21 protein-coding genes and 1 riboswitch are annotated in these 23,174 nt (G+C 63.9%); of the genes, 11 read left to right on the plus strand and 10 right to left on the minus strand.

Features of this window, described 5'->3' with window-relative positions; genetic code table 11:
- Positions 1–5 precede the first annotated feature (5 nt).
- The gene (locus ONG87_RS01905; RefSeq protein ID WP_192055805.1) at positions 6–452 is read left to right on the plus strand and encodes a response regulator; all 447 of its coding nucleotides are present in this window, start codon (positions 6–8) and stop codon (positions 450–452) included.
- A 224-nt stretch (positions 453–676) separates the two neighbouring features.
- Here ONG87_RS01905 and rarD read toward each other — a convergent pair whose 3' ends face one another.
- From rarD to ONG87_RS01920, 3 genes are all read right to left on the minus strand, one after another.
- On the minus strand, positions 677–1,564 hold the full coding sequence (rarD, locus tag ONG87_RS01910; protein ID WP_122480420.1) for an EamA family transporter RarD: 888 nt from the start codon (positions 1,562–1,564) through the stop codon (positions 677–679).
- A 109-nt stretch (positions 1,565–1,673) separates the two neighbouring features.
- Positions 1,674–2,648, minus strand: coding sequence for a serine/threonine protein kinase (locus tag ONG87_RS01915; RefSeq protein ID WP_264382101.1), 975 nt, complete (start codon positions 2,646–2,648; stop codon positions 1,674–1,676).
- 76 nt (positions 2,649–2,724) lie between these two features.
- A complete protein-coding gene (locus ONG87_RS01920; protein ID WP_264382102.1) occupies positions 2,725–4,626 on the minus strand; it encodes a PhoX family phosphatase in 1,902 nt (633 codons plus the stop codon).
- A gap of 217 nt (positions 4,627–4,843) precedes the next feature.
- Here ONG87_RS01920 and ONG87_RS01925 point away from each other — a divergent pair, with 217 nt between their 5' ends.
- Together ONG87_RS01925 and ONG87_RS01930 are read left to right on the plus strand one after the other, a co-directional pair.
- Entirely contained in the window at positions 4,844–5,083 is a 240-nt protein-coding gene (locus ONG87_RS01925) for a type II toxin-antitoxin system Phd/YefM family antitoxin (RefSeq protein WP_122480418.1), read from the plus strand.
- On the plus strand, positions 5,080–5,466 hold the full coding sequence (locus tag ONG87_RS01930; RefSeq protein ID WP_122480417.1) for a type II toxin-antitoxin system VapC family toxin: 387 nt from the start codon (positions 5,080–5,082) through the stop codon (positions 5,464–5,466). The genes ONG87_RS01925 and ONG87_RS01930 overlap by 4 nt, the downstream gene beginning before the upstream one ends.
- A 6-nt stretch (positions 5,467–5,472) precedes the next feature.
- Here the strand turns inward: ONG87_RS01930 and bioD are convergent, their stop codons facing one another.
- From bioD to bioB, 5 genes are read right to left on the minus strand one after another with little or no spacing between them, the layout of a single operon-like run.
- Positions 5,473–6,150 carry a dethiobiotin synthase gene (gene bioD, locus ONG87_RS01935; protein WP_185794958.1) on the minus strand — a complete coding sequence of 226 codons (678 nt, stop codon included), beginning with the start codon at positions 6,148–6,150 and terminating at the stop codon, positions 5,473–5,475.
- Positions 6,147–7,037, minus strand: coding sequence for a malonyl-ACP O-methyltransferase BioC (bioC, locus tag ONG87_RS01940; protein WP_264382103.1), 891 nt, complete (start codon positions 7,035–7,037; stop codon positions 6,147–6,149). Before bioC ends, bioD begins: the two co-directional genes overlap by 4 nt.
- Positions 7,030–7,761 (minus strand): alpha/beta fold hydrolase, encoded by a 732-nt coding sequence (locus ONG87_RS01945; RefSeq protein WP_192055795.1) that lies wholly within the window; start codon positions 7,759–7,761, stop codon positions 7,030–7,032. Before ONG87_RS01945 ends, bioC begins: the two co-directional genes overlap by 8 nt.
- On the minus strand, positions 7,754–8,926 hold the full coding sequence (bioF, locus tag ONG87_RS01950; RefSeq protein ID WP_264382104.1) for an 8-amino-7-oxononanoate synthase: 1,173 nt from the start codon (positions 8,924–8,926) through the stop codon (positions 7,754–7,756). Before bioF ends, ONG87_RS01945 begins: the two co-directional genes overlap by 8 nt.
- 53 nt (positions 8,927–8,979) lie before the next feature.
- Entirely contained in the window at positions 8,980–10,038 is a 1,059-nt protein-coding gene (gene bioB, locus ONG87_RS01955; protein ID WP_264382105.1) for a biotin synthase BioB, read from the minus strand.
- Between the two features lie 102 nt (positions 10,039–10,140).
- Here bioB and ONG87_RS01960 point away from each other — a divergent pair, with 102 nt between their 5' ends.
- The 4 genes from ONG87_RS01960 to ONG87_RS01975 all read left to right on the plus strand — a co-directional run bounded on the left by ONG87_RS01960 (position 10,141) and on the right by ONG87_RS01975 (position 15,497).
- Complete coding sequence (locus ONG87_RS01960) at positions 10,141–10,872, plus strand: ComF family protein (RefSeq protein WP_264382106.1); 732 nt, start codon at positions 10,141–10,143, stop codon at positions 10,870–10,872.
- Between the two features lie 9 nt (positions 10,873–10,881).
- Positions 10,882–11,631: a TOBE domain-containing protein gene (locus ONG87_RS01965; RefSeq protein WP_192059029.1), complete on the plus strand. Its 750-nt coding sequence runs from the start codon at positions 10,882–10,884 to the stop codon at positions 11,629–11,631.
- 194 nt (positions 11,632–11,825) lie between these two features.
- Entirely contained in the window at positions 11,826–13,631 is a 1,806-nt protein-coding gene (locus ONG87_RS01970) for a phenylacyl-CoA dehydrogenase (RefSeq protein ID WP_122480409.1), read from the plus strand.
- Positions 13,632–13,721: 90 nt separating this feature from the next.
- On the plus strand, positions 13,722–15,497 hold the full coding sequence (locus tag ONG87_RS01975) for an acyl-CoA dehydrogenase C-terminal domain-containing protein (RefSeq protein ID WP_264382107.1): 1,776 nt from the start codon (positions 13,722–13,724) through the stop codon (positions 15,495–15,497).
- A 450-nt stretch (positions 15,498–15,947) separates the two neighbouring features.
- Here the strand turns inward: ONG87_RS01975 and ONG87_RS01980 are convergent, their stop codons facing one another.
- A complete protein-coding gene (locus ONG87_RS01980) occupies positions 15,948–17,405 on the minus strand; it encodes a TolC family outer membrane protein (RefSeq protein WP_301335542.1) in 1,458 nt (485 codons plus the stop codon).
- A 167-nt stretch (positions 17,406–17,572) separates the two neighbouring features.
- Positions 17,573–17,677: riboswitch (TPP riboswitch) on the plus strand.
- Positions 17,678–17,828: 151 nt separating this feature from the next.
- Between ONG87_RS01980 and thiC the strand changes: the two genes are divergently transcribed.
- Positions 17,829–19,733 carry a phosphomethylpyrimidine synthase ThiC gene (thiC, locus tag ONG87_RS01985; protein WP_264382108.1) on the plus strand — a complete coding sequence of 635 codons (1,905 nt, stop codon included), beginning with the start codon at positions 17,829–17,831 and terminating at the stop codon, positions 19,731–19,733.
- Positions 19,734–19,847: 114 nt separating this feature from the next.
- The gene (cytX, locus tag ONG87_RS01990) at positions 19,848–21,152 is read left to right on the plus strand and encodes a putative hydroxymethylpyrimidine transporter CytX (protein ID WP_264382815.1); all 1,305 of its coding nucleotides are present in this window, start codon (positions 19,848–19,850) and stop codon (positions 21,150–21,152) included.
- Here cytX and ONG87_RS01995 read toward each other — a convergent pair.
- On the minus strand, positions 21,121–21,867 hold the full coding sequence (locus tag ONG87_RS01995) for an RsiV family protein (protein ID WP_185794968.1): 747 nt from the start codon (positions 21,865–21,867) through the stop codon (positions 21,121–21,123). The two genes, cytX and ONG87_RS01995, sit on opposite strands and share 32 nt — an antisense overlap.
- 197 nt (positions 21,868–22,064) lie before the next feature.
- On the opposite strand from ONG87_RS01995, the gene ONG87_RS02000 reads away from it, so the two are divergent.
- Complete coding sequence (locus ONG87_RS02000; protein ID WP_264382109.1) at positions 22,065–22,682, plus strand: NUDIX domain-containing protein; 618 nt, start codon at positions 22,065–22,067, stop codon at positions 22,680–22,682.
- Complete coding sequence (locus ONG87_RS02005; RefSeq protein WP_122480402.1) at positions 22,673–23,125, plus strand: DUF1249 domain-containing protein; 453 nt, start codon at positions 22,673–22,675, stop codon at positions 23,123–23,125. Before ONG87_RS02000 ends, ONG87_RS02005 begins: the two co-directional genes overlap by 10 nt.
- The last annotated feature ends 49 nt before the right edge of the window (positions 23,126–23,174 follow it).

A 23,174-nucleotide genomic window follows, 5' to 3' on the forward strand; every position in this document is an offset into this window, starting at 1 on the left:
AGCGTATGTCCGATCACGAATTGTTGTTGAGCGATGCCGAGCGTGAAGCGCTCAGCGAACTGGGCCAGGTGCAGGCGCTGCCGCCGCAGCTGGTGCTGGTAGTGGATGATGACGACGACACGCGGGATGTCCTTGCGCAGATTCTGGCGCTGCATGGCATCGAGTGCCTGCAGGCCGACAGCGCCATGGGCGCAATGCTGCAGTTGCGCGCCAACAGGGGCATCGGGCTGTTGATCACCGACCTGCGCATGGGGCCCGAGTCGGGCCTGGACCTCATCCGTGAAGTCCGCGAGTCGGAGCGTGCGGCGCTGCCGATCATCATCATTTCAGGCGATGCCAGCGTGAAGGATGCGATTACTGCCATGCACCTGAGCGTGGTGGATTTTCTCCTCAAGCCGATCGACCTGGACTTGCTGGTAAAACTGGCGCGCGAAGAGCTCGGCTTGATCTGAAGCCTCTCCCAGGTTATCCAAGGTTATCCTGCGCCTGCCTGTGGATAACCTGTGTCGACCTCTCTGCAGGGCGCGTCCTGCAAGGCTTACAGGAAATCGTTCAAAAAACAGCCAGTTTACGGCATGTTGTGCACAATCTGCGGGGACCAGGCTGTGGATAACCTCGGCGTAGATCGCTGTACACCAAGCTCCGCGCGGCCTGCAGCCAGTTGATCGTTTTCTGATCAGTCGCGTTTGCGTCGATTCCACCAGATATCCACACTGTAGATAGCCAGCCCCGCCCAGATGAAGATGAACGTCATCAAGGTCGCGGGAGCCAGGTGTTCGCCGAACACCTGAACGGCCAGCAGCAACACAAGCGTTGGCGCGATGTACTGCAAGAAGCCCAGCGTGGTATACGGCAAATGGCGCGCCGCGGCGTTGAAGCACAGCAGCGGCACCAGTGTGATCGGCCCTGCAGCCATCAACCAGAGCGCGTCGCTGGTGGTCCAGAAGGCCGGTTGGATACTGACGGCATCGCCGTGCCAAAGCAGCCAGCCCGCGGCCAGCGGTACCAGCAACCAGGTTTCGATCACCAACCCCGGCAACGCCGCCACCGGTGCCCGCTTGCGAATCAGTCCGTAGAAACTGAACGTCAAGGCCAGTGCCAATGAGACCCATGGCAGGCTGCCCACCTGCCAGACCTGCTGCGCCACCCCCGTCGCCGCCAGTGCCACGGCGATCCATTGCAGCGGGCGCAGCCGCTCACGCAGGATCAGCAGCCCGAGCAATACGTTGAGCAGCGGGTTGATGTAGTAGCCCAGGCTGGCCTCGAGCAGTCGACCGTTGTTCACCGCCCACACATAGACCAGCCAGTTGGCGGCGATCAGGCAACCGCTGCCCACCAGTATCGCCAGGCGTACGGGGTTCTCGCGCAATTCGCGCAGCCAGCCGGGGTGTTTCCACACCAGCAGCAGCAACGACCCCAGCAGCGCCGACCAGAGCACCCGCTGGGCGATGATCTCCACGGCCGGGTAGTGCGCAAGGGTCTTGAAGTAGAGAGGGATGAACCCCCAACAGATGTAGGCGCTCAGGCCCAGGATGTACCCCCGACGGGGATTGGCGACTTGCATGGAGCTCCCTGCTGGCACGGTTTCGATATCGAATCGCTGGTCGGTAACTGTTACACATCAAACCATTGGAAACAAAAAGGCGAGCACTGCTTTCAGGCACAGCGTCAGGCTAGAACAGCTTCAGCGGCTCTTCATTGAGTGCGGCCAGCTGCTCGCGCAGCGCCAGCACCTGGTCGCCCCAATACCGCTCGGTGCCGAACCAGGGGAAGCTGCGCGGAAAGGCCGGGTCTTCCCAGCGCCGTGCCAGCCAGGCGCTGTAGTGCATCAGGCGCAGCGCCCGCAGGGGTTCGATCAGCGCCAGCTCGCGCGGATCGAAGTCGTGGAATTCGCGGTAGCCGTCCATCAGCTCGGACAACTGGCCGAGGCATTCCTGGCGGTCGCCGGCGAGCATCATCCACAGATCCTGAACCGCCGGGCCCATGCGGCAATCGTCGAGGTCGACGATATGAAACACTTCGTCGCGGCACATCATGTTGCCCGGGTGGCAGTCGCCGTGCATGCGGATGTTCTGGTGCGGTGTGGCCTTGTACACCTCTTCCACGCGCTTGAGCAGGTCTCGGGCGACCGACTCGTAGGCGGGCAGCAGGCTGCGCGGTACATGGTTGCCTTCGAGCAGGGTCTGCAGCGAAGCGTGGCCGAAGTTCTGCACCGCCAACGCCTCTCGGTGCTCGAACGGGCGTGTAGCGCCCACGGCATGCAGGCGGCCCAACAACTGGCCCAGGCGATAGAGCTGATCGAGATTGCCGGGCTCGGGTGCCCGGCCGCCGCGACGCGGAAACAGGGTGAAACGGAACCCGGCGTGTTCGAACAGCGTTTCGCCCTCGTGCACCATCGGTGCTACCACGGGCACTTCGCAATCGGCCAGCTCGGCCGTGAACGCGTGTTCTTCCAGAATGGCAGCGTTGGTCCAGCGGTCGGGACGATAGAACTTGGCAATCAGCGGTTGGCCATCTTCGATGCCCACCTGATAGACGCGGTTCTCGTAGCTGTTGAGTGCCAGCACTCGTGCATCGCTCAGAAAGCCGATGCTTTCCACGGCGTCGAGCACCAGGTCTGGGGTGAGTGTTTCAAAAGGGTGGGCCATGCGAACTCCTGCGCGCGGCAGGCTGCCGCGTCCGGCTCGCCATGGTAGCGCAGACGCGGCAACAGCGGTGGCCGGGTTACGCGCCGATCACCCCGCCATCCTCGCGGCTGATGGCAATCACCGACGAGCGTGGCTTGCCGTTGGGCAGGTGTTCGGGGAAGGTCGAACCGCCGTTTTCGCCCGGATGCTGGATGCCGATGAACAGGGTGCGTTGATCGGCAGCGAAGCTGACGCCGGTGACTTCGCAACCGACCGGGCCGACCATGAACCGGCGGATCTCGCCGCTGGCAGGGTCGGCGCAGAGCATCTGGTTGTTGCCCATGCCGGCGAAGTCGCCCACGTTGGTGGTATCGCCATCGGTCTGTACCCACAGTCGACCGGCATCGTCGAACGCCAGGCCATCGGGGCTGTTGAACATGTTCTGCGGATTGATGTTGGACGAGCCGCCCTTGGCCTGGCCAGGGTGCACGCTGGGGTTGCCGGCCACCAGGAACAGGTCCCACTCGAATTCCATGGCGCCGTGCTCGTCGCCGCTTTCGCGCCAGCGCAGGATCTGACCGTAGACGTTCTTCGCGCGCGGGTTGGGGCCGCCGACCGGTTGGCCGTCGTCACCGCGTTTGACGTTGTTGGTCAGGGTGCAATAGACCTGGCCATCTTTCGGGCTGACCACGATCCACTCGGGACGGTCCATGCGCGTGGCCTGCATGACGGTGGCAGCCAGTCGCGCGTGGATCAGTACCTCGGCCTGGCTGGCAAAACCCTTGCTGGCATCCAGGCCGTGCTTGCCATGGGTCAGCTCCAGCCACTGGCCACGGCCCTTGGGGTGGTCAGGGTTGCCGTCGCCGTCGTCGAAACGCGCAACGTACAGTGTGCCGTGGTCGAGCAGGTCACGATTGGCCTTGGGGTTGTGGTGGTCGATGCGATCGCGGCTGATGAATTTGTAGATGAATTCGCCGCGCTCGTCGTCGCCCATGTACACCACGGCATGCCCGTCGCGGGTTTCGGCCAGGGCTGCGTTCTCATGCTTGAAGCGACCCAGTGCGGTGCGCTTGACCGGCATGGCGGTGGGGTCGAACGGGTCCACTTCCACGACCCAGCCATGACGGTTGAGTTCGTTGGGGTTGCGCGCCATGTCGAAGCGCGGATCGTGGGGGTGCCAATTGATTTCCTTGCTGGCCGCGACCACGCCGTAGCGTTTCTGCGCCGGGGTGAACGCCAGCGTTGCGTCGGAGCTGCCGAAGCAGTCGGTAAAGTTTTCTTCGCACGTGAGGTAGGTGCCCCAGGGCGTCTTGCCATTGGCACAGTTCTGGAACGTGCCATGCACCAGTTGCCCGGTGCTGTCGGCCGCAGTTTTGAGCAGGGCATCACCGGCCGCCGGGCCGCTGACACGGATCGGCGTGTTGCCGTGAACACGTCGGTTGTACTGCGAACCCTGGACGAAGTGCCAGTGGCCGGCCTTGCGCTGGATCTCGATCACCGACAGGCCTTCGCAGGCCAGGGCCTTGCGCACCTCGTCGGCCGACTGCGGGCTACCGCCATGGGCGTAGAGATAACGGTAGTTGGTGTATTCGTTGTTGATGGCCATCAACGCGCGATTGGCGTCGTTGGGGAAGGGGAACAGACTCATGCCATCGTTGTTGTCGCCGAACTGCACTTCCTGGGCTTCGGCGCTGCCGTTGCCACTGGGGTCGAACGCAGGGCCGCCGGCTTGCAGGGGTTGCCCCCAGCTGATCAGCACGCTGGCCCGATAGCCTGGCGGCAGGCTGATGGTGTCGCTGGTGGCAGCCGCAATGCCGGTGAAACCGAGCAGACCGCTGTTACCGGCGCTCACGGCGCTGGCCACGGCCGTGCGGGTCAGCAGGTTACCGCCCATGAACATTGCGGCACCGCACAATGCGCCAGCACCGATGAAGCGACGACGGCTCAGGCCGGTGATCTTTTCCAGGTCGGTGGCTTGATGTTCTTCTAATAGGCTCATGATCATCTCCCTTCAGGTCAGCGAGTACCTTAAGGAGGGATTATGACGAACAGGTTGCAGGCAGGGGGTGTGCCGATGCGTGCGTGCAGAAATGTTTCCGAATACAGCAATACGGGGGGAACCACGGTGCAAAGCCAGCATGAATGCGCACAAGAGAATTAGCTAACCAGATGGGCTAAGATACACTGTAGTCACCTGTACAAAGGAGTCTCCACCGATGGCCATTCACAATGTTCACGATGCCAAAAGCAATCTGTCCCGGCTACTGGATCAAGCTGCGGCCGGTGAAGTGGTCGTCATTGCCAAAGCCGGCAAGCCGGTTGCCCGGCTGGTGGCTTATGACACGCCACTAGCGGGTGAAGCAAAGCGTATCGGTTTCATGCTTGACCTGGAGGTACCCGAAGACTTTGATGAGCTGGACATTGAGGTCGCCAATCTCTTCGAGGGCAAGGTGTGAAGTTACTGCTCGACACGCATATCCTGATCTGGGTTGCCAAGGACAGCCCGATGCTTTCAGCAAGTGCTCGATCGTTGATCGGCAATATGGATCACGAGGTGTACTTCAGCGCAGCGAGCCTGTGGGAAGTGGCCATCAAGAACGGTCTGAGCCGCAGCGCCACGGTCATCGATACGGCGCGTCTGCGCCGGCAGCTATTGCTCAATGGCTACAGCGAGCTACCCATCACTGCAGCCCATGGCATGGCCGTGGAAAAACTGCCGCCCATTCATCGCGATCCGTTCGATCGCCTGCTATTCGCCCAGGCTACCCTCGAGAGCATGCAGTTACTGACGGCCGACGCATTGTTGAGCCAATACGGCGCACCCGCATTGCACGTTTGAATCGTCCTACCCAATAAGCTCCAGATGCAGATGCTCGGCAACGCTTTGGGCACTGGCGTCCTTCAGGTAGGGCACGCGACCCAGGCAGGGCGCTGGCAGGCGTTCGGCCAGGGTGGCGAGGTTATCTTCCAGGCGTGAGGTTTTCGGTTCGATGATGTTGGCCACCCAGCCGGCCAGCTGCAGGCCGTCGCGGGCGATCGCTTCCGCACTGAGCAGCGCATGGCTGATGGCACCCAGGCGCACGCCCACCACCAGAATCACCGGCAGTTTCAGGGCCATGGCGAGGTCCGAGAGGTTGGCCTGATCGGACAGCGGCACGCGCCAGCCGCCGGCGCCTTCGATCAGGGTGAAGTCTGCCTGCTGGGCCAGCACGTGGCGCATGGGCGCCAGCAACGATCCAACCGTCAGCGCCACGCCAGCCTCGCGAGCGGCGATGTGTGGAGCGATCGCCGGTTCGAAGGCCACTGGATTGACCTGCGCATATTCCAGGCTGATAGAACTCTGCGCCATCAAGGCCAGCGCATCACTGTTGCGCAGGCCCTTGGGTGTGACATCGCAGCCCGAGGCAACGGGCTTGGCACCCAGCGTGCTGAGGCCCCTGAGCATAGCGGCGTGCAACAGGCCGGCCGCGATCGTGGTCTTGCCGATGTCCGTGTCGGTACCGGCGATGAAATAGGCGCTCATCGGGATTGTCCTTGCTCGACAGGTTTGCGCAACACAGCGTAGACCACCTGGTAGGTGGCGGGCAGCCCCAGCGGTGTGCGAAAGGTTTCATAGGCGTGCAGCAGGCCAAGCATGCGCGTGCGGCCAGTCAGGCCGTCGGGTCGGCCGGGGTTGAGATTGTGCGCGCCCAGCGCCTTGAGTTCATGGGTCAGGCCGCGCACGTTCGCGTAGTGCAGCACATGGGGCACGTTATCCAGGCTCAGTACCTGCAGACCGCTGTTGGCGCACAGGCGCTGGTAGTCGGCGAACTCACGGAAGCGGTTGACGTGCACCCGGCCATCCACTGCGCGCCAGCTCTGGCGCAGCTCGTGCAGCGTGCCCGCGCACAGGCTGGCGAATGCCAGCACGCCACCGGGCTGCAGTGTTCGGTGGGCCTCGGCAAGCACCGCGGCGAAGTCGCTGCACCATTGCACCGCCAGGCTGGAATAGATCAGGCCACAGCTGCCATTGCGCAACGGCAGTTGCTCGGCATCTCCGGCCACATGCCAAGAGGTGCCGCCCTGGGCGCGGGCGTGGGTCAGCATGCCTTCGGCAATGTCCAGCGCCACGCCGCCGACTTCCGGAAAACTCTGGGCCAGGGCGCGGCTGAAATAGCCCGTACCGCTGCCCAGGTCCAGCCAGCGCGATGGCTGCAGATCGGTCGGCAGGCGTGCGAGCAGCGCATGGCCCACGTCGCGTTGCAACTGCGCGACGCTGTCGTAACTCGCCGCCGCCTTGGAAAAGGAAGCCGCCACCCGCCGCTTGTCCGGCAACGCAGACCCCGCCTCGGCCCCTGTAGCAGCGGCGCAAGCTGCGTCATCTACCACCGCCAAACGTGCGCCAAACGCAAAACCCTTGCCGTTATTCATCGAAACCTCGCTCACGCAGGAAGGCCTGAATTGCACCGGCGACCCTTTGCGAGTCCTCCAGCATGAACGCATGGCTGGTCTGCTCGACCAGGCCGATCTCCGCCTCTGGCAGCAGCTCCCGCAACGCGCTTACTGCACCAACAGGCACCAGCGAATCGTTCCCGGCAAACAGGTGCAGTTGCGGCCCGGCAAACGCCTGCAACGCGGCCCGGGTATCCAGCTCCGCCAGCACATGCAGGCCCTCCACCAACGTCTGTGTCGAAGTCGGCTCAGCAACCGCCAGTCGCCGAGAAAGCCCGCGCGGATCAGCAGCGCCTTGCGCACAGAGCGACGCGAAGCGCTTCAGCAGGTTTTTCGGATCCGCCTCGCAAGCGGCCAGAAACGCTTCGAACGTCTTAGCGGGCATTGCATCCGGCCAGTCGGCCCGGGCCACGAAACAGGGGTTGCTGGCCAGCGTCAGCAAGCCACGACAGCGCTCGCCACGGCGCGCCGCCAGTTCGGCAGCAAGCATGCCTCCCAGCGACCAGCCGCCCAGCCAGACACCGTCCGGCAGGCGTTCGTCGAGCGCGTCGAGCCAGTCGGAAAGCTGGATGGAACCGGGCTCGGGCAAGGCTTCGATCCGCGCCTGCACGGGTTCAGCGAGCCCTCGCAAGGCGGCGACCAGGGGATCCAAAGCACCGTTGCCCAGGCCCCAGCCAGGTAGCAGGATCAAGCGATCAAGCATGTTCAGCTCCCAGCAGCGGGTAGCACTCAGCCAGCGCATCGAGCAGTCGCTGCACCTGGACACTGCTGTGAGCGGCCGAAAGCGTGACCCGCAATCGCGCACTGCCGACAGGCACCGTTGGCGGGCGAATGGCCGTCACCAGCACTCCGCGCTCGCGCAGCAGACGCGACAAATGCAGGGCTCGCCCGGCGTCGCCGATGAGAATGGGTTGAATGGGCGTGAAGCTGTCCATCAAGGTCAGGCCCAACCGGGCAGCGCCCTGTCTGAACTGCGCGATCAGGGTCGCCAGGTGCTCGCGCCGCCAGTGCTCGCTGCGCAGCAGCTGCAGGCTGCGCAACGTGGCGCAGGCCAGCGCCGGTGGCTGGCTGGTGGTGTAGATGTAGGGCCGGGCGAACTGCACCAGCGTCTCGATCAGTTCCTCGCTGCCGGCTACGAAGGCGCCCGCAGTGCCGAAGCCCTTGCCCAAGGTCCCGACCAGCACCTGCACATCGTCCAACCCCAACCCGAAGTGTTCGACGATACCGCCACCGGTGGCGCCCAGGGCACCGAACCCGTGGGCGTCGTCGACCATCAGCCAGGCACCCTTGGCGCGGGCCGAAGCGGCCAGTTGCGGCAGCTCGGCAAGGTCACCGTCCATGCTGAAGACGCCATCGGTCACCACCAGCGTATTGCCGGTGGCTTTGTCGAGGCGCGTTTCCAGGCTGGCGGCATCGTTGTGCAGGTAACGGCTGAAGCGCGCGCCGCTGAGCAGCCCGGCATCCAGCAGCGAGGCGTGGTTGAGACGGTCCTGCAGCACGGTATCGCCTTGCCCCACCAGGGCGGTGACCGCCCCCAGGTTAGCCATGTAGCCGGTGGAAAACAGCAACGCCCGCGGACGCCCGGTGAATTCGGCCAAGGCCTCTTCCAGCGCGTGGTGAGGGCTGCTGTGACCGACCACCAGATGCGATGCTCCACCGCCCACGCCCCAGCGCTCGGCGCCCTCGCGCCAGGCCTTGATCACTTCGGGGTGGTTGGCCAGGCCCAGGTAGTCGTTGCTGCAGAAAGCCAGCAGCGGTTGGCCATCGACCACCACGCATGGCCCCTGCGGGCTTTGCAGCAATGGACGCTGACGATAGAGGTCGGCGGCGCGGCGCTCGGCCAGGCGCGCGCTGAGGTCGAAGGGCATGCAGGCCTCGAATGGCAGGGGGGTGAACGCCGGCCGCTGGGGCCGGCGCAGGGTCAGGCGGACGCGGCGTCGTAGAACAGGTCGCTGCTCTTCTGCTCGACCAGGGCCTGTTCGATGGCCGCTTGATGGACCTCGTCGGCGTGTTCTTCACGAGCTTCGGGAGCGATCCCCAGGCGGGCGAACAACTGCATGTCCTTGTCTGCCTGCGGGTTGGCCGTGGTCAACAGCTTGTCGCCATAGAAGATCGAGTTGGCCCCGGCCAGGAAAGCCAGTGCCTGCATTTGTTCGTTCATCGCTTCGCGCCCGGCGGAAAGGCGCACATGGGACTGCGGCATGAGAATGCGCGCCACGGCGAGCATGCGGATGAAATCGAACGGGTCGATATCCTCGGCGTTTTCCAGCGGCGTACCGGCCACTTTCACCAGCATGTTGATCGGCACCGACTCGGGGCGCTCGGGCAGGTTGGCCAACTGGATCAGCAGCCCGGCGCGGTCGTCCAGCGACTCGCCCATGCCCAGGATGCCGCCGGAGCAGATCTTCATGCCGGCGTCGCGCACGTGGGCCAGGGTCTGCAGGCGTTCGCTGTAGGTGCGGGTGGTGATGATGCTGGCGTAGAACTCCGGCGAGGTGTCCAGGTTGTGGTTGTAGTAGTCGAGGCCGGCCTGGGCCAGCGCCTTGGTCTGGTCTTCGTCCAGGCGCCCCAGGGTCATGCAGGTTTCCAGGCCCAGCGCCTTGACCCCGGCAACCATTTGCAACACGTACGGCATGTCCTTGGCCGAGGGGTGTTTCCAGGCCGCGCCCATGCAGAATCGCGTCGAACCGATCGCCTTGGCGCGGGCGGCTTCCTCGAGCACCTTCTGCACTTCCATCAGCTTTTCTTTTTCCAGCCCGGTGTTGTAGTGCCCCGATTGCGGGCAGTACTTGCAGTCCTCGGGACAGGCGCCGGTCTTGATCGACAGCAGGGTCGAGACCTGGACCCGATTGGGGTCGAAATGCGCCCGGTGCACGCTTTGCGCCTGGAACAGCAGGTCGTTGAACGGCTGCACGAACAGCGCCTTGACCTCGGCCAGGGTCCAGTCGTGACGAACGGTTGCAGTTGTACTGGCGCTCATCGGCGATTCCTTGTTTATGCTTGGGCGCGCGCACGGACGCTGGAATGTCCATGGGCGCAACGAGGCTATTGAGTCGAATGCGGGCATGATTAAGGAAGCTCCATGCACTGTCAACCTTCTGCGGCTACCAAGGTCTACAAGTGGCTAGAAACTGATCAGATTTGCCTGCTGTGCGACGAAGTGTCGGGCAATCCCTATGCCCTGTGCGAGGCCTGCGAATGCGACCTTCCCTGGCTGGAGGAGCAGTGCACGGTGTGCGCATTGCCCTTGGCGATGAGTGGGTTCACCTGCGCGCCCTGTCGGCGCCGGCCACCCGCATTCGGCAAGGTGGAAACCCCCTGGCACTATGGTTTTCCCGTCGACAGCCTGATCACCCGCTTCAAGCACAACAGCCAGTGGCTCTATGGACGTTTGCTGGCCGAGTTGACCAGTCACTGGCTCGATCATCGTTTCAACGAAGGGTTGCCACGCCCGCAGTTGCTGATCCCGGTGCCCATGGGGCGCAAACGCCTGCGCAGACGCGGTTTCAACCAGGCTGAAATGCTCGCTCGGTGGTTGTCCGAGGCACTGCACATCGACTGCGATTCGAGCCTGGTGCAACGACCGCGCGAGACCCGGGCGCAGCAGGAACTGGGGGCCAAGGCGCGCCTGCACAACCTGGAACGAGCCTTTGCCTTGATGCCCGGTGCGGTGCTCGATGGAGTGCACGTCGCCTTGGTCGACGATGTGATGACCACCGGCGCCACCGCGCAGGCCCTGGCCACGCTGCTTCGCGAGGGCGGCGCCGCGCGGGTCGACGTCTACTGTCTGGCGCGCACGGCCAAGCCCGAGTAGCCTTGGGCCATGACCTTGCCTCCTTTGCTGGCCCAGTACATCGCACGTCGTCCGCAACGCATCGAACTGCTGCGTCATATCGCCGAGCAGGGTTCGATCACCCGTGCCGCCAAGGCGGCTGGCCTGAGCTACAAGGGCGCCTGGGACGCCATCGACGAACTCAACAACCTGGCCCAAACGCCGCTGGTCGAACGGGTCGTGGGCGGCAAGGGCGGTGGTGGCGCGTGCTTGTCCGCGGAAGGGCAGCGCATGCTGCGCCTCTACCAGAAGCTCCAGGCCTTGCAGGCGCAGGTGCTCGAAGCCGCCGAGGACGTCGGCGACCTCGACCTGCTGGGCCGACTCATGCTGCGTACCAGTGCCCGCAATCAACTGCACGGCCGCGTGACTGCCATCGACGCTCAAGGGCGCAACGACGAAATCACTTTGGACCTGGGCGCGGGGTTGAGCCTGCGCGCGCAGATCACCCATGACAGCACGCAAACCCTGACGCTGGTGCCCGGCGCTGGTGTGGTGGCCTTGATCAAGGCGGGTTGGTTGTGCGTGTTGCCACTGGATGCTCCCGCCATGCCTGGTCACAGCTGCCTGCAGGGTGTGTTGGAGCAGGTCCTGAAGGACGCTCGAGGGCCTTGCGAAATGCGTATCGGCCTGGCGAATGGGCAGACCCTGTGCGCACTTTCCGAGCACTGCTCGATCCGTGAGGGCGACTCGGTCAATGTGTGGCTCGATCCTGCCAACGTTCTACTCGGTACTCCGCTCTAACCCGCGCCATACCCGCCGAACCCTGTCGATCCCGCCTTTCAGCGAACCAGCCCGCAGCCGCCACGGCACCGTGACGGCCGCCGGGCGGGTATTGACTTTGCGCAGGCGTAAACGTATGTTTCAAACAGCCGTTTGATAGCGACAACCTGTCGCAGGTCGAACCCATCGGAATTCATCAGCAGAGGTTTATCGCTATGCCTGAGTACAAGGCCCCCTTGCGTGATATTCGCTTCGTCCGCGACGAGTTGCTCGGCTACGAAGCGCACTATCAAAGCCTGCCCGGCTGCCAGGATGCGACCCCGGACATGGTCGATGCCATCCTCGAAGAAGGCGCCAAGTTCTGCGAACAGGTACTGGCTCCGCTGAACCGTGTGGGCGACATCGAAGGCTGCACCTGGAGCGAAGACGGCGTGAAGACGCCGACCGGCTTCAAGCAGGCCTACAAACAGTTCGTCGAAGGCGGCTGGCCAAGCCTGGCCCACGACGTCGAACACGGTGGCCAGGGCCTGCCCGAATCCCTCGGTCTGGCGGTGAGCGAGATGATCGGCAGCGCCAACTGGTCGTGGGGCATGTACCCCGGCCTGTCCCATGGCGCCATGAACACCATTTCCGCCCACGGCACGCCCGAGCAGCAAGAGGCTTACCTGACCAAGCTGGTGTCCGGCGAGTGGACCGGCACCATGTGCCTGACCGAACCACACTGCGGCACCGACCTGGGCATGCTGCGCACCAAGGCCGAGCCCCAGGCCGACGGCAGCTATGCAATCAGCGGCACGAAGATCTTCATTTCCGCCGGCGAACACGACATGGCCGACAACATCGTGCACATCGTGCTGGCACGCCTGCCCGATGCACCGGCTGGCACCAAGGGCATCTCGCTGTTCATCGTGCCCAAGTTCCTGCCTGACAGCGATGGCGCGATCGGCGCGCGCAATGCGGTGAGCTGTGGCTCGCTGGAACACAAGATGGGCATCCACGGCAACGCCACCTGCGTGATGAACTTCGACAGCGCCACCGGCTACCTGATCGGCCCCGCCAACAAGGGCCTGAACTGCATGTTCACCTTCATGAACACGGCACGCCTGGGCACTGCCCTGCAGGGTCTGGCCCATGCCGAAGTCGCGTTCCAGGGTGGCCTGCGCTATGCCCGCGATCGCCTGCAGATGCGCTCGCTGACCGGCCCCAAGGCGCCCGACAAGGCTGCCGACCCGATCATCGTGCACCCGGACGTACGGCGCATGCTGTTGACCATCAAGGCCTTCGCCGAAGGCACGCGGGCCATGGTCTATTTCACCGCCAAGCTGGTGGACGTGCTCAAGTTCAGCCAGGACGAGGAAGAGCGCAAGCGCGCCGATGCTCTGCTGGCGTTCATGACGCCGATCGCCAAGGCGTTCATGACCGAAGTCGGTTTCGAGGCCGCCAACCACGGCGTGCAGATCTACGGCGGGCACGGCTTCATTGCCGAGTGGGGCATGGAGCAGAACGTGCGCGACAGCCGTATTTCCATGCTGTACGAAGGCACCACCGGCATCCAGGCACTCGACCTGCTGGGGCGCAAGGTGCTCATGACCCAGGGCGAGGCCCTCAAGGGCTTTACCCGGATCGTGCACAAGTTCTGCCAGGCCAACGAAGGCAACGAGGCCGTTGCCGAGTTCGTTACACCCTTGGCGCAGTTGAACAAGGAGTGGGGCGAGCTGACCATGAAGGTTGGCATGGCCGCCATGAAGGATCGCGAAGAAGTCGGCGCAGCCTCGGTTGATTACGTGATGTATTCGGGTTACGCCTGCCTGGCCTATTTCTGGGCCGACATGGCTCGTGTGGCAGCGCAGAAGCTGGCTGAAGGCACGGGCGATGCCGCGTTCTACACGGCCAAGCTGCAAACGGCGCGCTTCTACTTCCAGCGCATCCTGCCGCGCACCCGCACTCACGTTGCCGCCATGCTCTCGGGTGCGGCCAACCTGATGGACATGGACGAAGCGCACTTCGGCCTGTCCTACTGACAGGTACGCCAACCAGCCGGGCGGCGCGCGTCTTGCCGAGCGCGCCACCCGGCTTTCGAACCTCAGCCCTCGAATTTCTGCGAGTCAGCCATGGCGGATTACAAAGCTCCCCTGCGCGATATGCGCTTTGTCCTGAACGAAGTATTCGACGTTGCCAGCCACTGGGCGCAGCTGCCGGGCCTGGCCGACAGCGTCGATGTCGACACCATGGAGGCCATTCTCGAGGAGGCCGGCAAGGTCACCGCCCAGGCCATCGCGCCCTTGAGCCGGGCGGCCGATGAAGAGGGCTGCCACTGGCGCGATACCGCGGTGACCACTCCGGCTGGGTTCATCCAGGCCTATCGGACCTACGCCGAGGGTGGCTGGGTCGGCGTGGGTGGCGAACCTGCCCACGGTGGCATGGGCATGCCCAAGGTGATTTCGGCGCAGGTCGAGGAAATGGTCAACTCGGCCAGCCTGGCGTTCGGCCTGTACCCGATGCTGACTGCCGGTGCCTGCCTGTCCATCAACGCCCATGCCAGTGAAGAGCTGAAACGCACCTACCTGCCCAAGATGTATGCCGGGACCTGGGCCGGCTCCATGTGCCTGACCGAAGCCCATGCGGGTACCGATCTGGGCCTGATCCGCACACGTGCCGAACCGCAGGCAGACGGCAGCTACAAGGTCAGCGGGACGAAGATCTTCATCACCGGCGGCGAACACGACCTGACCGAGAACATCATTCATCTGGTGTTGGCCAAGCTCCCCGACGCACCGCCCGGCCCCAAGGGCATCTCGCTACTGCTGGTGCCCAAGTTCATGGTCGATGCCGACGGTAACCTGGGCGCGCGCAACGCCGTGTCCTGCGGTTCCATCGAACACAAGATGGGCATCCAGGCGTCGGCCACTTGCGTGATGAACTTCGATGGCGCCACCGGTTACCTGGTCGGCGAGGCCAACAAGGGCCTGGCGGCCATGTTCACCATGATGAACTACGAGCGTCTGGGCGTAGGCATTCAGGGCCTGGCGTCGGCCGAGCGCTCCTATCAGAACGCTGTGGAGTACGCCCGTGACCGGCTGCAGAGCCGTTCGCCCACTGGGGCCATGCAGGCCGACAAGATGGCCGACCCGATTATCGTCCACCCGGACGTGCGGCGCATGCTGCTGACCATGAAAGCCTGCAACGAAGGCGGGCGGGCGTTCTCCACCTACGTGGCGCTGCAGTTGGACACCGCCAAGTACAGCGAAGAGCCGGCCACGCGCAAGCGCGCCGAAGACATGGTGGCTTTGCTGACTCCGGTGGCCAAGGCCTTCCTGACCGACCTGGGCCTGGAAACCACGGTGCATGGCCAGCAGGTATTCGGTGGCCACGGCTATATCCGCGAATGGGGCCAGGAGCAGTTGGTCCGCGATGTGCGCATTACCCAGATCTACGAGGGCACCAACGGCATCCAGGCACTGGACCTGATGGGCCGCAAGGTGGTGGGCAACGGTGGTGCGTTCTATCAGCTGTTTTCCGACGAAGTGCGTGCCTACGCCGCCCAGGCCGATGCCGCGTTGCACGAGTTCGCCCAGCCGCTGATTGACGCGCTGGACCGCCTCGACGCCTTGACTGCCGGGGTTCTGGACCGCGCCGCGAACGATCCGCGCGAGATCGGCGCCGCATCGGTCGAGTACCTGCAGGCCTTTGGTTACACCGCCTACGCCTACATGTGGACGAGAATGGCGGCGGCCGCGCTGGGCAGGCAGGACGAGGCGTTTTATGCCAGCAAACTGGGCACGGCGCGCTTTTATTTCGCCCGGTTGTTGCCGCGGATCCACTCGCTGGCGGCTGCCGTCGATGCCGGCAGCGCGTCACTGTTTCTGTTGGGTGAGGAGCAATTCTGACGATGTAAGCTTTGGCTTACATCACGTGGTGTCTTTGAGCTATATCCACGGATTGGATCCACAGTTAATCTTCACTCCAAGGACGTTGCGCAGGATGCGCCTAGATATAACAGGGACACGTAGGATTTCTGCCAGGACGGCGGACGGAAATGGATGTCATGGGAAACAGTCTGCAAAACCCCGCTTCGGCGGGGTTTTCTTTTTTCCGCTCCCGAATAATTTCCCCTGTAGCAGCGGCGCAAGCCGCGTCACCCACTGCGCGGTACACCTGACCCACTGCATCAAGGCCGGACGCGGCTCGCGCCGCTGCTACAGGGTTGCGCAAGCCAGTAAGGAAGGTTCGCGCCCCGTGTAGCAGCGGCGCGAGCCGCGTCTCCAACGACGCGATCCACCTGACACCCCGCATCGTCGCCGGACGCGGCTCGCGCCGCTGCTACAGGTTGCGTCAGGTCATTGTTTCGCTGGCGGCTTGAGCAGCGCTTCGGCCGCTTTGGCCAGGTCTGGCGGGAGGAAATCCCGGTCCGGGTTGTAGTCGGCCTTGAGGAATCGTGTCAGGTCCTGCAGGTCGCCGGGGCTCAGAATGCCCGCCGCCTGCTTGAGCCGCAGGTTGTCGAGAATGTAGTCATAGCGGGTGTTGTTGTAGTCGCGCACCGAGCTGTACAGCTGGCGCTGCGCATCGAGCACGTCGACGATGTTGCGCGTTCCCACCTGATAGCCGATTTCCGTGGCCAGCACCGAGCTCTGGTTGGAGATGATCGACTGCTTGCGCGCCTGCACCTGCTCGACATCGGTGTTCACCGCACGGTGCAGGTTGCGGGTGTTCTCCACCACCTGTCGGCGCAGGCTTTCACGCTGCTGCTCACTTTGGGTGAGCCGCGCATAGGCCTCACGGACCTGCGAACTGGTCAAACCGCCGCTGTAGATCGGAATGTTCAACTGCACCCCAATGCTGCGCTGCGACACGTCGCTGCCATAGCTCACGCCCGGCAGATTGGAAGGATTGCTGAAACCCAGATTGTCGTTGTCACCCTTCTGGTATTGCGCCACCGCATCCACCGTGGGCGCATGCCCGGCCTTGCGCTGGCGCAAGGTCTGCTCGGCAGCTTCCACGGCGTAGTTGCTGGCCAGCAGATCGAGGTTCTGCCGGGAAGCGGTGTCGACCCACGCACTCGCGTCGTTGGGCATCGGCGCCAGCACCGGCAAGGTGTGAACGATGCCCTGGATCGAATTGTATTCGCGGTTGGTCAGCGTGATCAGGGCCTGGAAGGCGTCGTCGACCTGACGTTGGGCGATGATTCGATTGGCCCGGGCGGTGTCGTAGCTGGCCTGGGATTGCAGGGTGTCGGTCTTGTCGGACAGACCGACGTTGAAACGCTCCTGCGACTGATCGAGCTGGCGCCGGAAAGCATTCTCTTCGGCACGCGCGGTGGCCAGATTGTCCTGCGCGCGCAGCACCGAGAAATAGGCCTGGGCACTCTGCAGAATCAGGTTCTGCTCGGTGGCCGACAGCTGCACGGCCGCCTGCTCGTCGACCGCCTTGGCGGCCTTGAGCTGGAACCAGCGGTCGGCGCGGAACAGCGGCTGGCTCAACTGCGCCCGGTAGGAATTGCCGCTGCGGTTGTACACCGCCGACGGCTGGTCCAGCGCCGTGCGGGTATCGTTGATGTCATAGCCCGCCGACAGGTTGGGCAGCAAACCGGCCCGTGCCTGCGGCACGATTTCGCTTTGCGCGGCGTAGTCGGCCCGCGACGCCGCCAGGTCGGCGTTGTTCAGCACCGCTTCCTGATAGACGCTGACCAGGTCGGTCATGCTCGCCAGCGGTGCCTGCTGCGCCAGGGCCATGCCTGGAATGGCACCGGACACGGCCAGGGCGAGGGCCGTTGCCGAGGGAAATCTACTGCGCAGCATGGGGCAATCCTTGGTCTGAAAGCTGGGTCTGGGCATCAGCTGTGAAAATAGGCGTGGGGCAGGGCGAGTGTAGAGCGCGACGCGCCGCACAACAATCCGGCGCAACGGCCAATATCAAGACCTGCAGGCGGAGTTGGCGTTCCGTGTGCGGGCCGTCTATGCTGTGCACGTTCTTGTCGGGGTGCCTTGCTATGAGGCTGAGATCGGATAATCCGGATCCCGTTGAACCTGATCAGGTTAACGCCTGCGTAGGGAACAAGATTTCTCGTCCTTTCGGCGAGTCCTCTTGTGCTTCGTCCGGGGTCTCGCGCATTTTCTGCACAGCACCTCGCGTACAAGCACAGCATCCGTTCACAGGGTGCATCCGTGCCTTTCAGGTTCGCTCCGACATTCCCGTGATGGATGCCGTCTGGAGAGCCTGTGATGAATACAAAAGCAAAAAACACCGTGCATTTGAGCGAATCGGCCCAGGTCGATTCCGGCTCCGTGCAGCCCTTCACCCGTTCGCGCAAGATCTACGTCCAGGGCTCGCGTGCGGACATCCGCGTGCCGATGCGCGAGATCAGCCTGGATGTCACGCCCACCGACTTCTCGACCGGCAACGGCGCAGGTGAAATCAACCCGCCGGTGACCGTCTACGACACGTCTGGTCCCTACACCGACCCCAGCGTCGTCATCGACGTGCGCAAGGGCCTGGCCGACGTGCGCTCGGCATGGATTGACGACCGCGGCGACACCGAGCGCCTGGCCGGCCTGAGCTCGAGCTTCGGCCAGCAACGCCTGAGCGACGAGGAACTGACCAAACTGCGCTTCGCCCATGTGCGCAACCCGCGCCGCGCCAAGGTCGGCGCCAACGTCAGCCAGATGTACTATGCCCGCCAGGGCATCATTACCGCCGAAATGGAATACGTCGCCATCCGCGAGAACATGAAGCTGGCCGAGGCGCGCGCTGCCGGCCTGCTAAAGGACCAGCACAAGGGCCACAGCTTCGGCGCCAGTATTCCCCAGGAGATCACCGCCGAATTCGTCCGCGACGAGATCGCCTGCGGCCGCGCCATCATCCCGGCCAATATCAACCACACCGAACTCGAGCCGATGATCATCGGCCGCAACTTCCTCGTGAAGATCAACGGCAACATCGGCAACAGCGCGCTGGGTTCCTCCATCGAGGAAGAAGTGGCCAAGCTCACCTGGGGCATTCGCTGGGGCTCGGACACGGTGATGGACCTGTCCACCGGCAAGCACATACACGAGACCCGCGAGTGGATCATCCGCAATTCGCCCGTGCCGATCGGCACCGTACCCATCTATCAGGCCCTGGAAAAGGTCGGCGGCGCGGCTGAGGACCTGACCTGGGAGCTGTTCCGCGACACCTTGATCGAGCAGGCTGAGCAGGGCGTCGACTACTTCACCATCCATGCCGGCGTGCTGTTGCGCTATGTGCCGCTGACCGCCAAGCGGGTCACCGGCATCGTCAGTCGCGGCGGGTCGATCATGGCCAAGTGGTGCCTGGCGCATCACAAGGAAAACTTCCTCTACACGCACTTCGATGACATCTGCGAGATCATGAAGGCCTACGATGTCAGCTTTTCCCTGGGCGACGGCCTGCGTCCGGGGTCGATCGCCGACGCCAACGACGAAGCCCAGTTCGGCGAACTGGAAACCCTCGGTGAGCTGACCAAGATCGCCTGGAAGCATGACGTTCAGTGCATGATCGAAGGTCCGGGGCATGTGCCGATGCAACTGATCAAGGAGAACATGGACAAGCAGCTGGAGTGCTGCGACGAAGCGCCGTTCTACACCCTGGGCCCACTGACCACCGACATTGCGCCGGGCTACGACCACATCACCTCGGGCATCGGTGCCGCGATGATCGGCTGGTTCGGCTGCGCCATGCTCTGCTACGTGACGCCTAAAGAGCACCTCGGGTTGCCGAACAAGGATGACGTGAAGACCGGCATCATCACCTACAAGATCGCCGCCCACGCTGCCGACCTGGCCAAGGGACATCCGGGCGCGCAGATCCGCGACAACGCCTTGAGCAAGGCGCGCTTCGAGTTTCGCTGGGAAGACCAGTTCAACCTGGGGCTGGACCCGGACACCGCGCGCGCCTACCACGACGAAACCCTGCCCAAGGATTCGGCCAAGGTCGCGCATTTCTGCTCGATGTGCGGGCCGAAGTTTTGCTCGATGAAAATCACCCAGGAAGTGCGCGAGTACGCGGCCAACCAGAAGATCGAAGCCGTTGACCTCAGCGTGGAGGAGGGCATGCGCGAACAGGCGCAGCGCTTCAAGCAGGAAGGCAGCCAGCTGTACCAAAAGGTCTAGTCAGTATCTTCGCTGGTGCGGCTTTCGCGGCCGCTGACCGCTCCTACGATTCCTCCGTAGGAGCGGTCAGCGGCCGCGAACCGGCACCGCCAATGCTCCAACAACCTTCGACCCATTTCCCCTCGAGCCCAGCCATTGAAAACCTCCTATTCTCCCGATACTGCGGTGTCCGCCGCCCAGCGCGTGCTGGGCGGGCGCGATCTGTTCTCCCTGTGGTTTTCCCTGGGCGTGGGCCTCATGGTGCTGCAGACCGGCGCCCTGCTGGCGCCTGGCCTGGGCCTGGCCGGCGCACTGGCGGCGATCTTCCTGGGCACCCTGGTGGGTGTTTTGCTGCTCGCCTCGGTCGGCGTCATCGGCAGCGACACCGGCCTGTCTGCCATGGCGGCCCTGCGCCTGACCCTGGGCCGTGGCGCCGGCAGCGTTCCGGCCTTGCTCAACCTGTTGCAACTGATCGGCTGGGGATCGTTCGAGATCATCGTCATGCGCGATGCCGCCAGCCTGCTGGGCACGCGCGCGTTCGGTGAGGGCAGCCTGGGCAGCAACCCCTGGCTTTGGACCGTGTTTTTCGGCGGCCTGGCGACATTGCTGGCGGTCACCGGGCCGCTGACCTTCGTGCGCAAGGTGCTGCGCAAATGGGGCATATGGCTGCTGTTGGCAGCGTGCCTGTGGCTGACCTGGAACCTGTTCGCCAAGGCCGACCTGACGACCCTGTGGAACACCGCTGGCGACGGTTCCATGGACCTGGCCACGGGCTTCGACATCGCCATCGCCATGCCCTTGTCGTGGCTGCCGCTGATTGCCGACTATTCACGATTCGGCAAGCGCGCCAAAAGCGTGTTCGGCGGCACGGCCGTCGGGTTTTTCATAGGCAACTTCTGGTTGATGAGCCTGGGCGTCGCCTACACCCTGGCGTTCGCGCCCAGTGGCGAAGTCAATGCGCTACTGCTGGCGTTGGCCGGGGCCGGCCTGGGCATACCGCTGTTGTTGATCCTGCTGGACGAGTCGGAGAACGCCTTCGCCGATATCCATTCGGCGGCGGTATCGACCAGCTTGCTGTCAGGGCTCAAGGTCGAACACCTGGCCCTGGCCATCGGCATCATCTGCACGCTGATCGCCTGCCTGGCACCGCTGGCGCAGTACCAGAACTTCCTGCTGCTGATTGGCTCGGTATTCGCGCCGCTGTTCGGCGTGGTGCTGATGGACCACTTCGTGCTGCGCAGGCGTTCGGCGCAGGTCGAACCGCGCGCCGTGCACTGGAGTGCGCTGCTGGCCTGGCTTGGCGGCGTATGCCTGTACCACGTGCTGGCCAATCTGTACCCGCAGATCGGCGCAACCCTGCCAGCGCTGCTGGTGGCCGGGTTGCTGTACTACCTGATCGAGCGAGTGCTCAACCGCGACCCGGGAACAGCTCGGGCTTGATCACGCCATTGAGGCGCGGGTAGGCGATCTTCACTTCCGGGTGGCCCATGGCGTAGGGGGCGATGCTGTACACATTGTACTTGAGCACCACGCCCCCATAGGTCAGGGCAATGTTCGGCGTTTGCTGGAAGGGCCACTGGCGAATGAACTCGGCGTCCTTGTCCAGTTTGCTGGCGACCAGCCAGCCGCGGTGGGCTTCTTCGGCGGCCTGCCAGAACGCACGCTCCTGGCCTGGGACCAGCATGTCCTGCAGGGTCAGCTCGCGGTGTTCGCGGCGCGACCAGTTGATGAAGCCGCGCCCGGGCATGCCATGGGCGCCGCCGGTCATGGCGTAGCTGGACAGCTCGACCACAACAATGCCGTCATGCTGTTCGCGTACCTTGGCTTGCAGGTAGCTGCTGTAACGTGGCTGGGCCTCGCGCATGAACTGCTCTTCGTAAGCCTTCAGGGTCGCGGGCACGCGGGCGTCCGGGGTATTGACGGTCATCTCGCGCAAGCGTTTGTCGATGGCTGCATCCAGGCCCGGCTCGTCGGGAAAGTGCACCACGTCGATGTTCACCAGCGGGCAATCCTGATTGTCGCAGCCAGGCTTGAGGTGCTCGAAAGCCTCGCGCTTGGTGTCCAGCGGCGCCCGGTAGTTGGGCTGGAAGAGGCTGGAGCAGGCGCCCAGGGTCAGGGCGACGCAGGCCACGGAGGCGAACTTGAGAAACGACATGAGGGTCCTTGGCGGGTAATGGAATTATCGTGGTTGGACTGTCGGTCGAACCGTCGGTTCGCCAGCTGCGCAATCTTAATGCCTGCTCGCCCAACCGCCTATCCCGAGGCGCGCGGCTTCACCTCAAAGGGGCTGCAATACGGGCCCATCGCGGTTAGGATGGCCCCATGCTGCATGCACGAGTAAGAGGTTTTTCCATGCCAGATTCATCACGATCAATGCCTTCGGCGGTCGAAATCGACAAGCGCGAGCTCTGCTTCCAGGGCTTCTACAAACTGGACAAGCTGTTCCTGCGCCACGAGCTGTTCAACGGTGGCATGAGCAAGCAGATCAGCCGCGAATTGTTCGTGCGCCACGATGCCGTGTGTGTGTTGCCCTACGACGCCGCTCGCGACGAACTGGTGCTCATCGAGCAGTTCCGGGTCGGCGCGGTGGGCAAGGTCGACAACCCCTGGCTGATCGAAATGGTCGCCGGGCTGATCGACAAGGACGAGCGGCCCGAGGAAGTCGCGCACCGCGAGGCCGACGAGGAAGCGGGCCTGCAGATCGAAGCGTTGTGGCCGATCAACAAGTACTTCCCGTCACCCGGCGGCAGCGACGAGTACGTGCACCTCTACCTGGGCCGCTGCAGCAGCGAGGGCGCTGGTGGCCTGCATGGCCTGGAAGAAGAGGGCGAGGACATTCGCGTCAAGGTCTGGGCATTCGACGATGCCCTGCAGGCCGTGCGCGATGGTCGAATCATCAACGCGGCAGCGATCATCGCCATCCAATGGCTGGCCCTGAACCGCGACGAAGTCAGGGGGCTGTGGTCGTGAGCCCGTTGCGCGAGCGCTACCGCGTCGATCTGGTCGGCCTGCAGGCCGCCTGCGAAGCCAATTATGCGCGGCTCATGCGCCTGCTGCCGGACATGCGCAGCCAGCAGTTGTCACGCCGCATCGCCATGACCCAGGCCGACCAGATGCTCGGTGTGCTGACGCTGGAAGTGCTGCTTGCCTGTCCGTACACCACTACCCTGCGCGTACGCCAGGAGCACAGCCTGCCATGGCTTCCGGTGCCGCAGATGGAGGTGCAGGTGTACCACGACGCGCGCATGGCCGAAGTCGTCAGCGCCGAGCACGCCCGGCGTTTCCGCAGCGTCTATCCCTACCCCAACGCGGCCATGCACCAGCCTGACGAAAAGGCCCAGCTCAATCTGTTCCTGGGTGAGTGGCTGAGTCATTGCCTGGCCTGTGGCCACGAGTACGAAGCGGTACGCTGAACATCGGCCTGCACGAGCGCCGCAGGTCGCATTGCCCTTGTCATCCAGG

This window comes from Pseudomonas sp. MM227 (assembly GCF_947090715.1).
GTDB lineage: Bacteria > Pseudomonadota > Gammaproteobacteria > Pseudomonadales > Pseudomonadaceae > Aquipseudomonas > Aquipseudomonas baltica.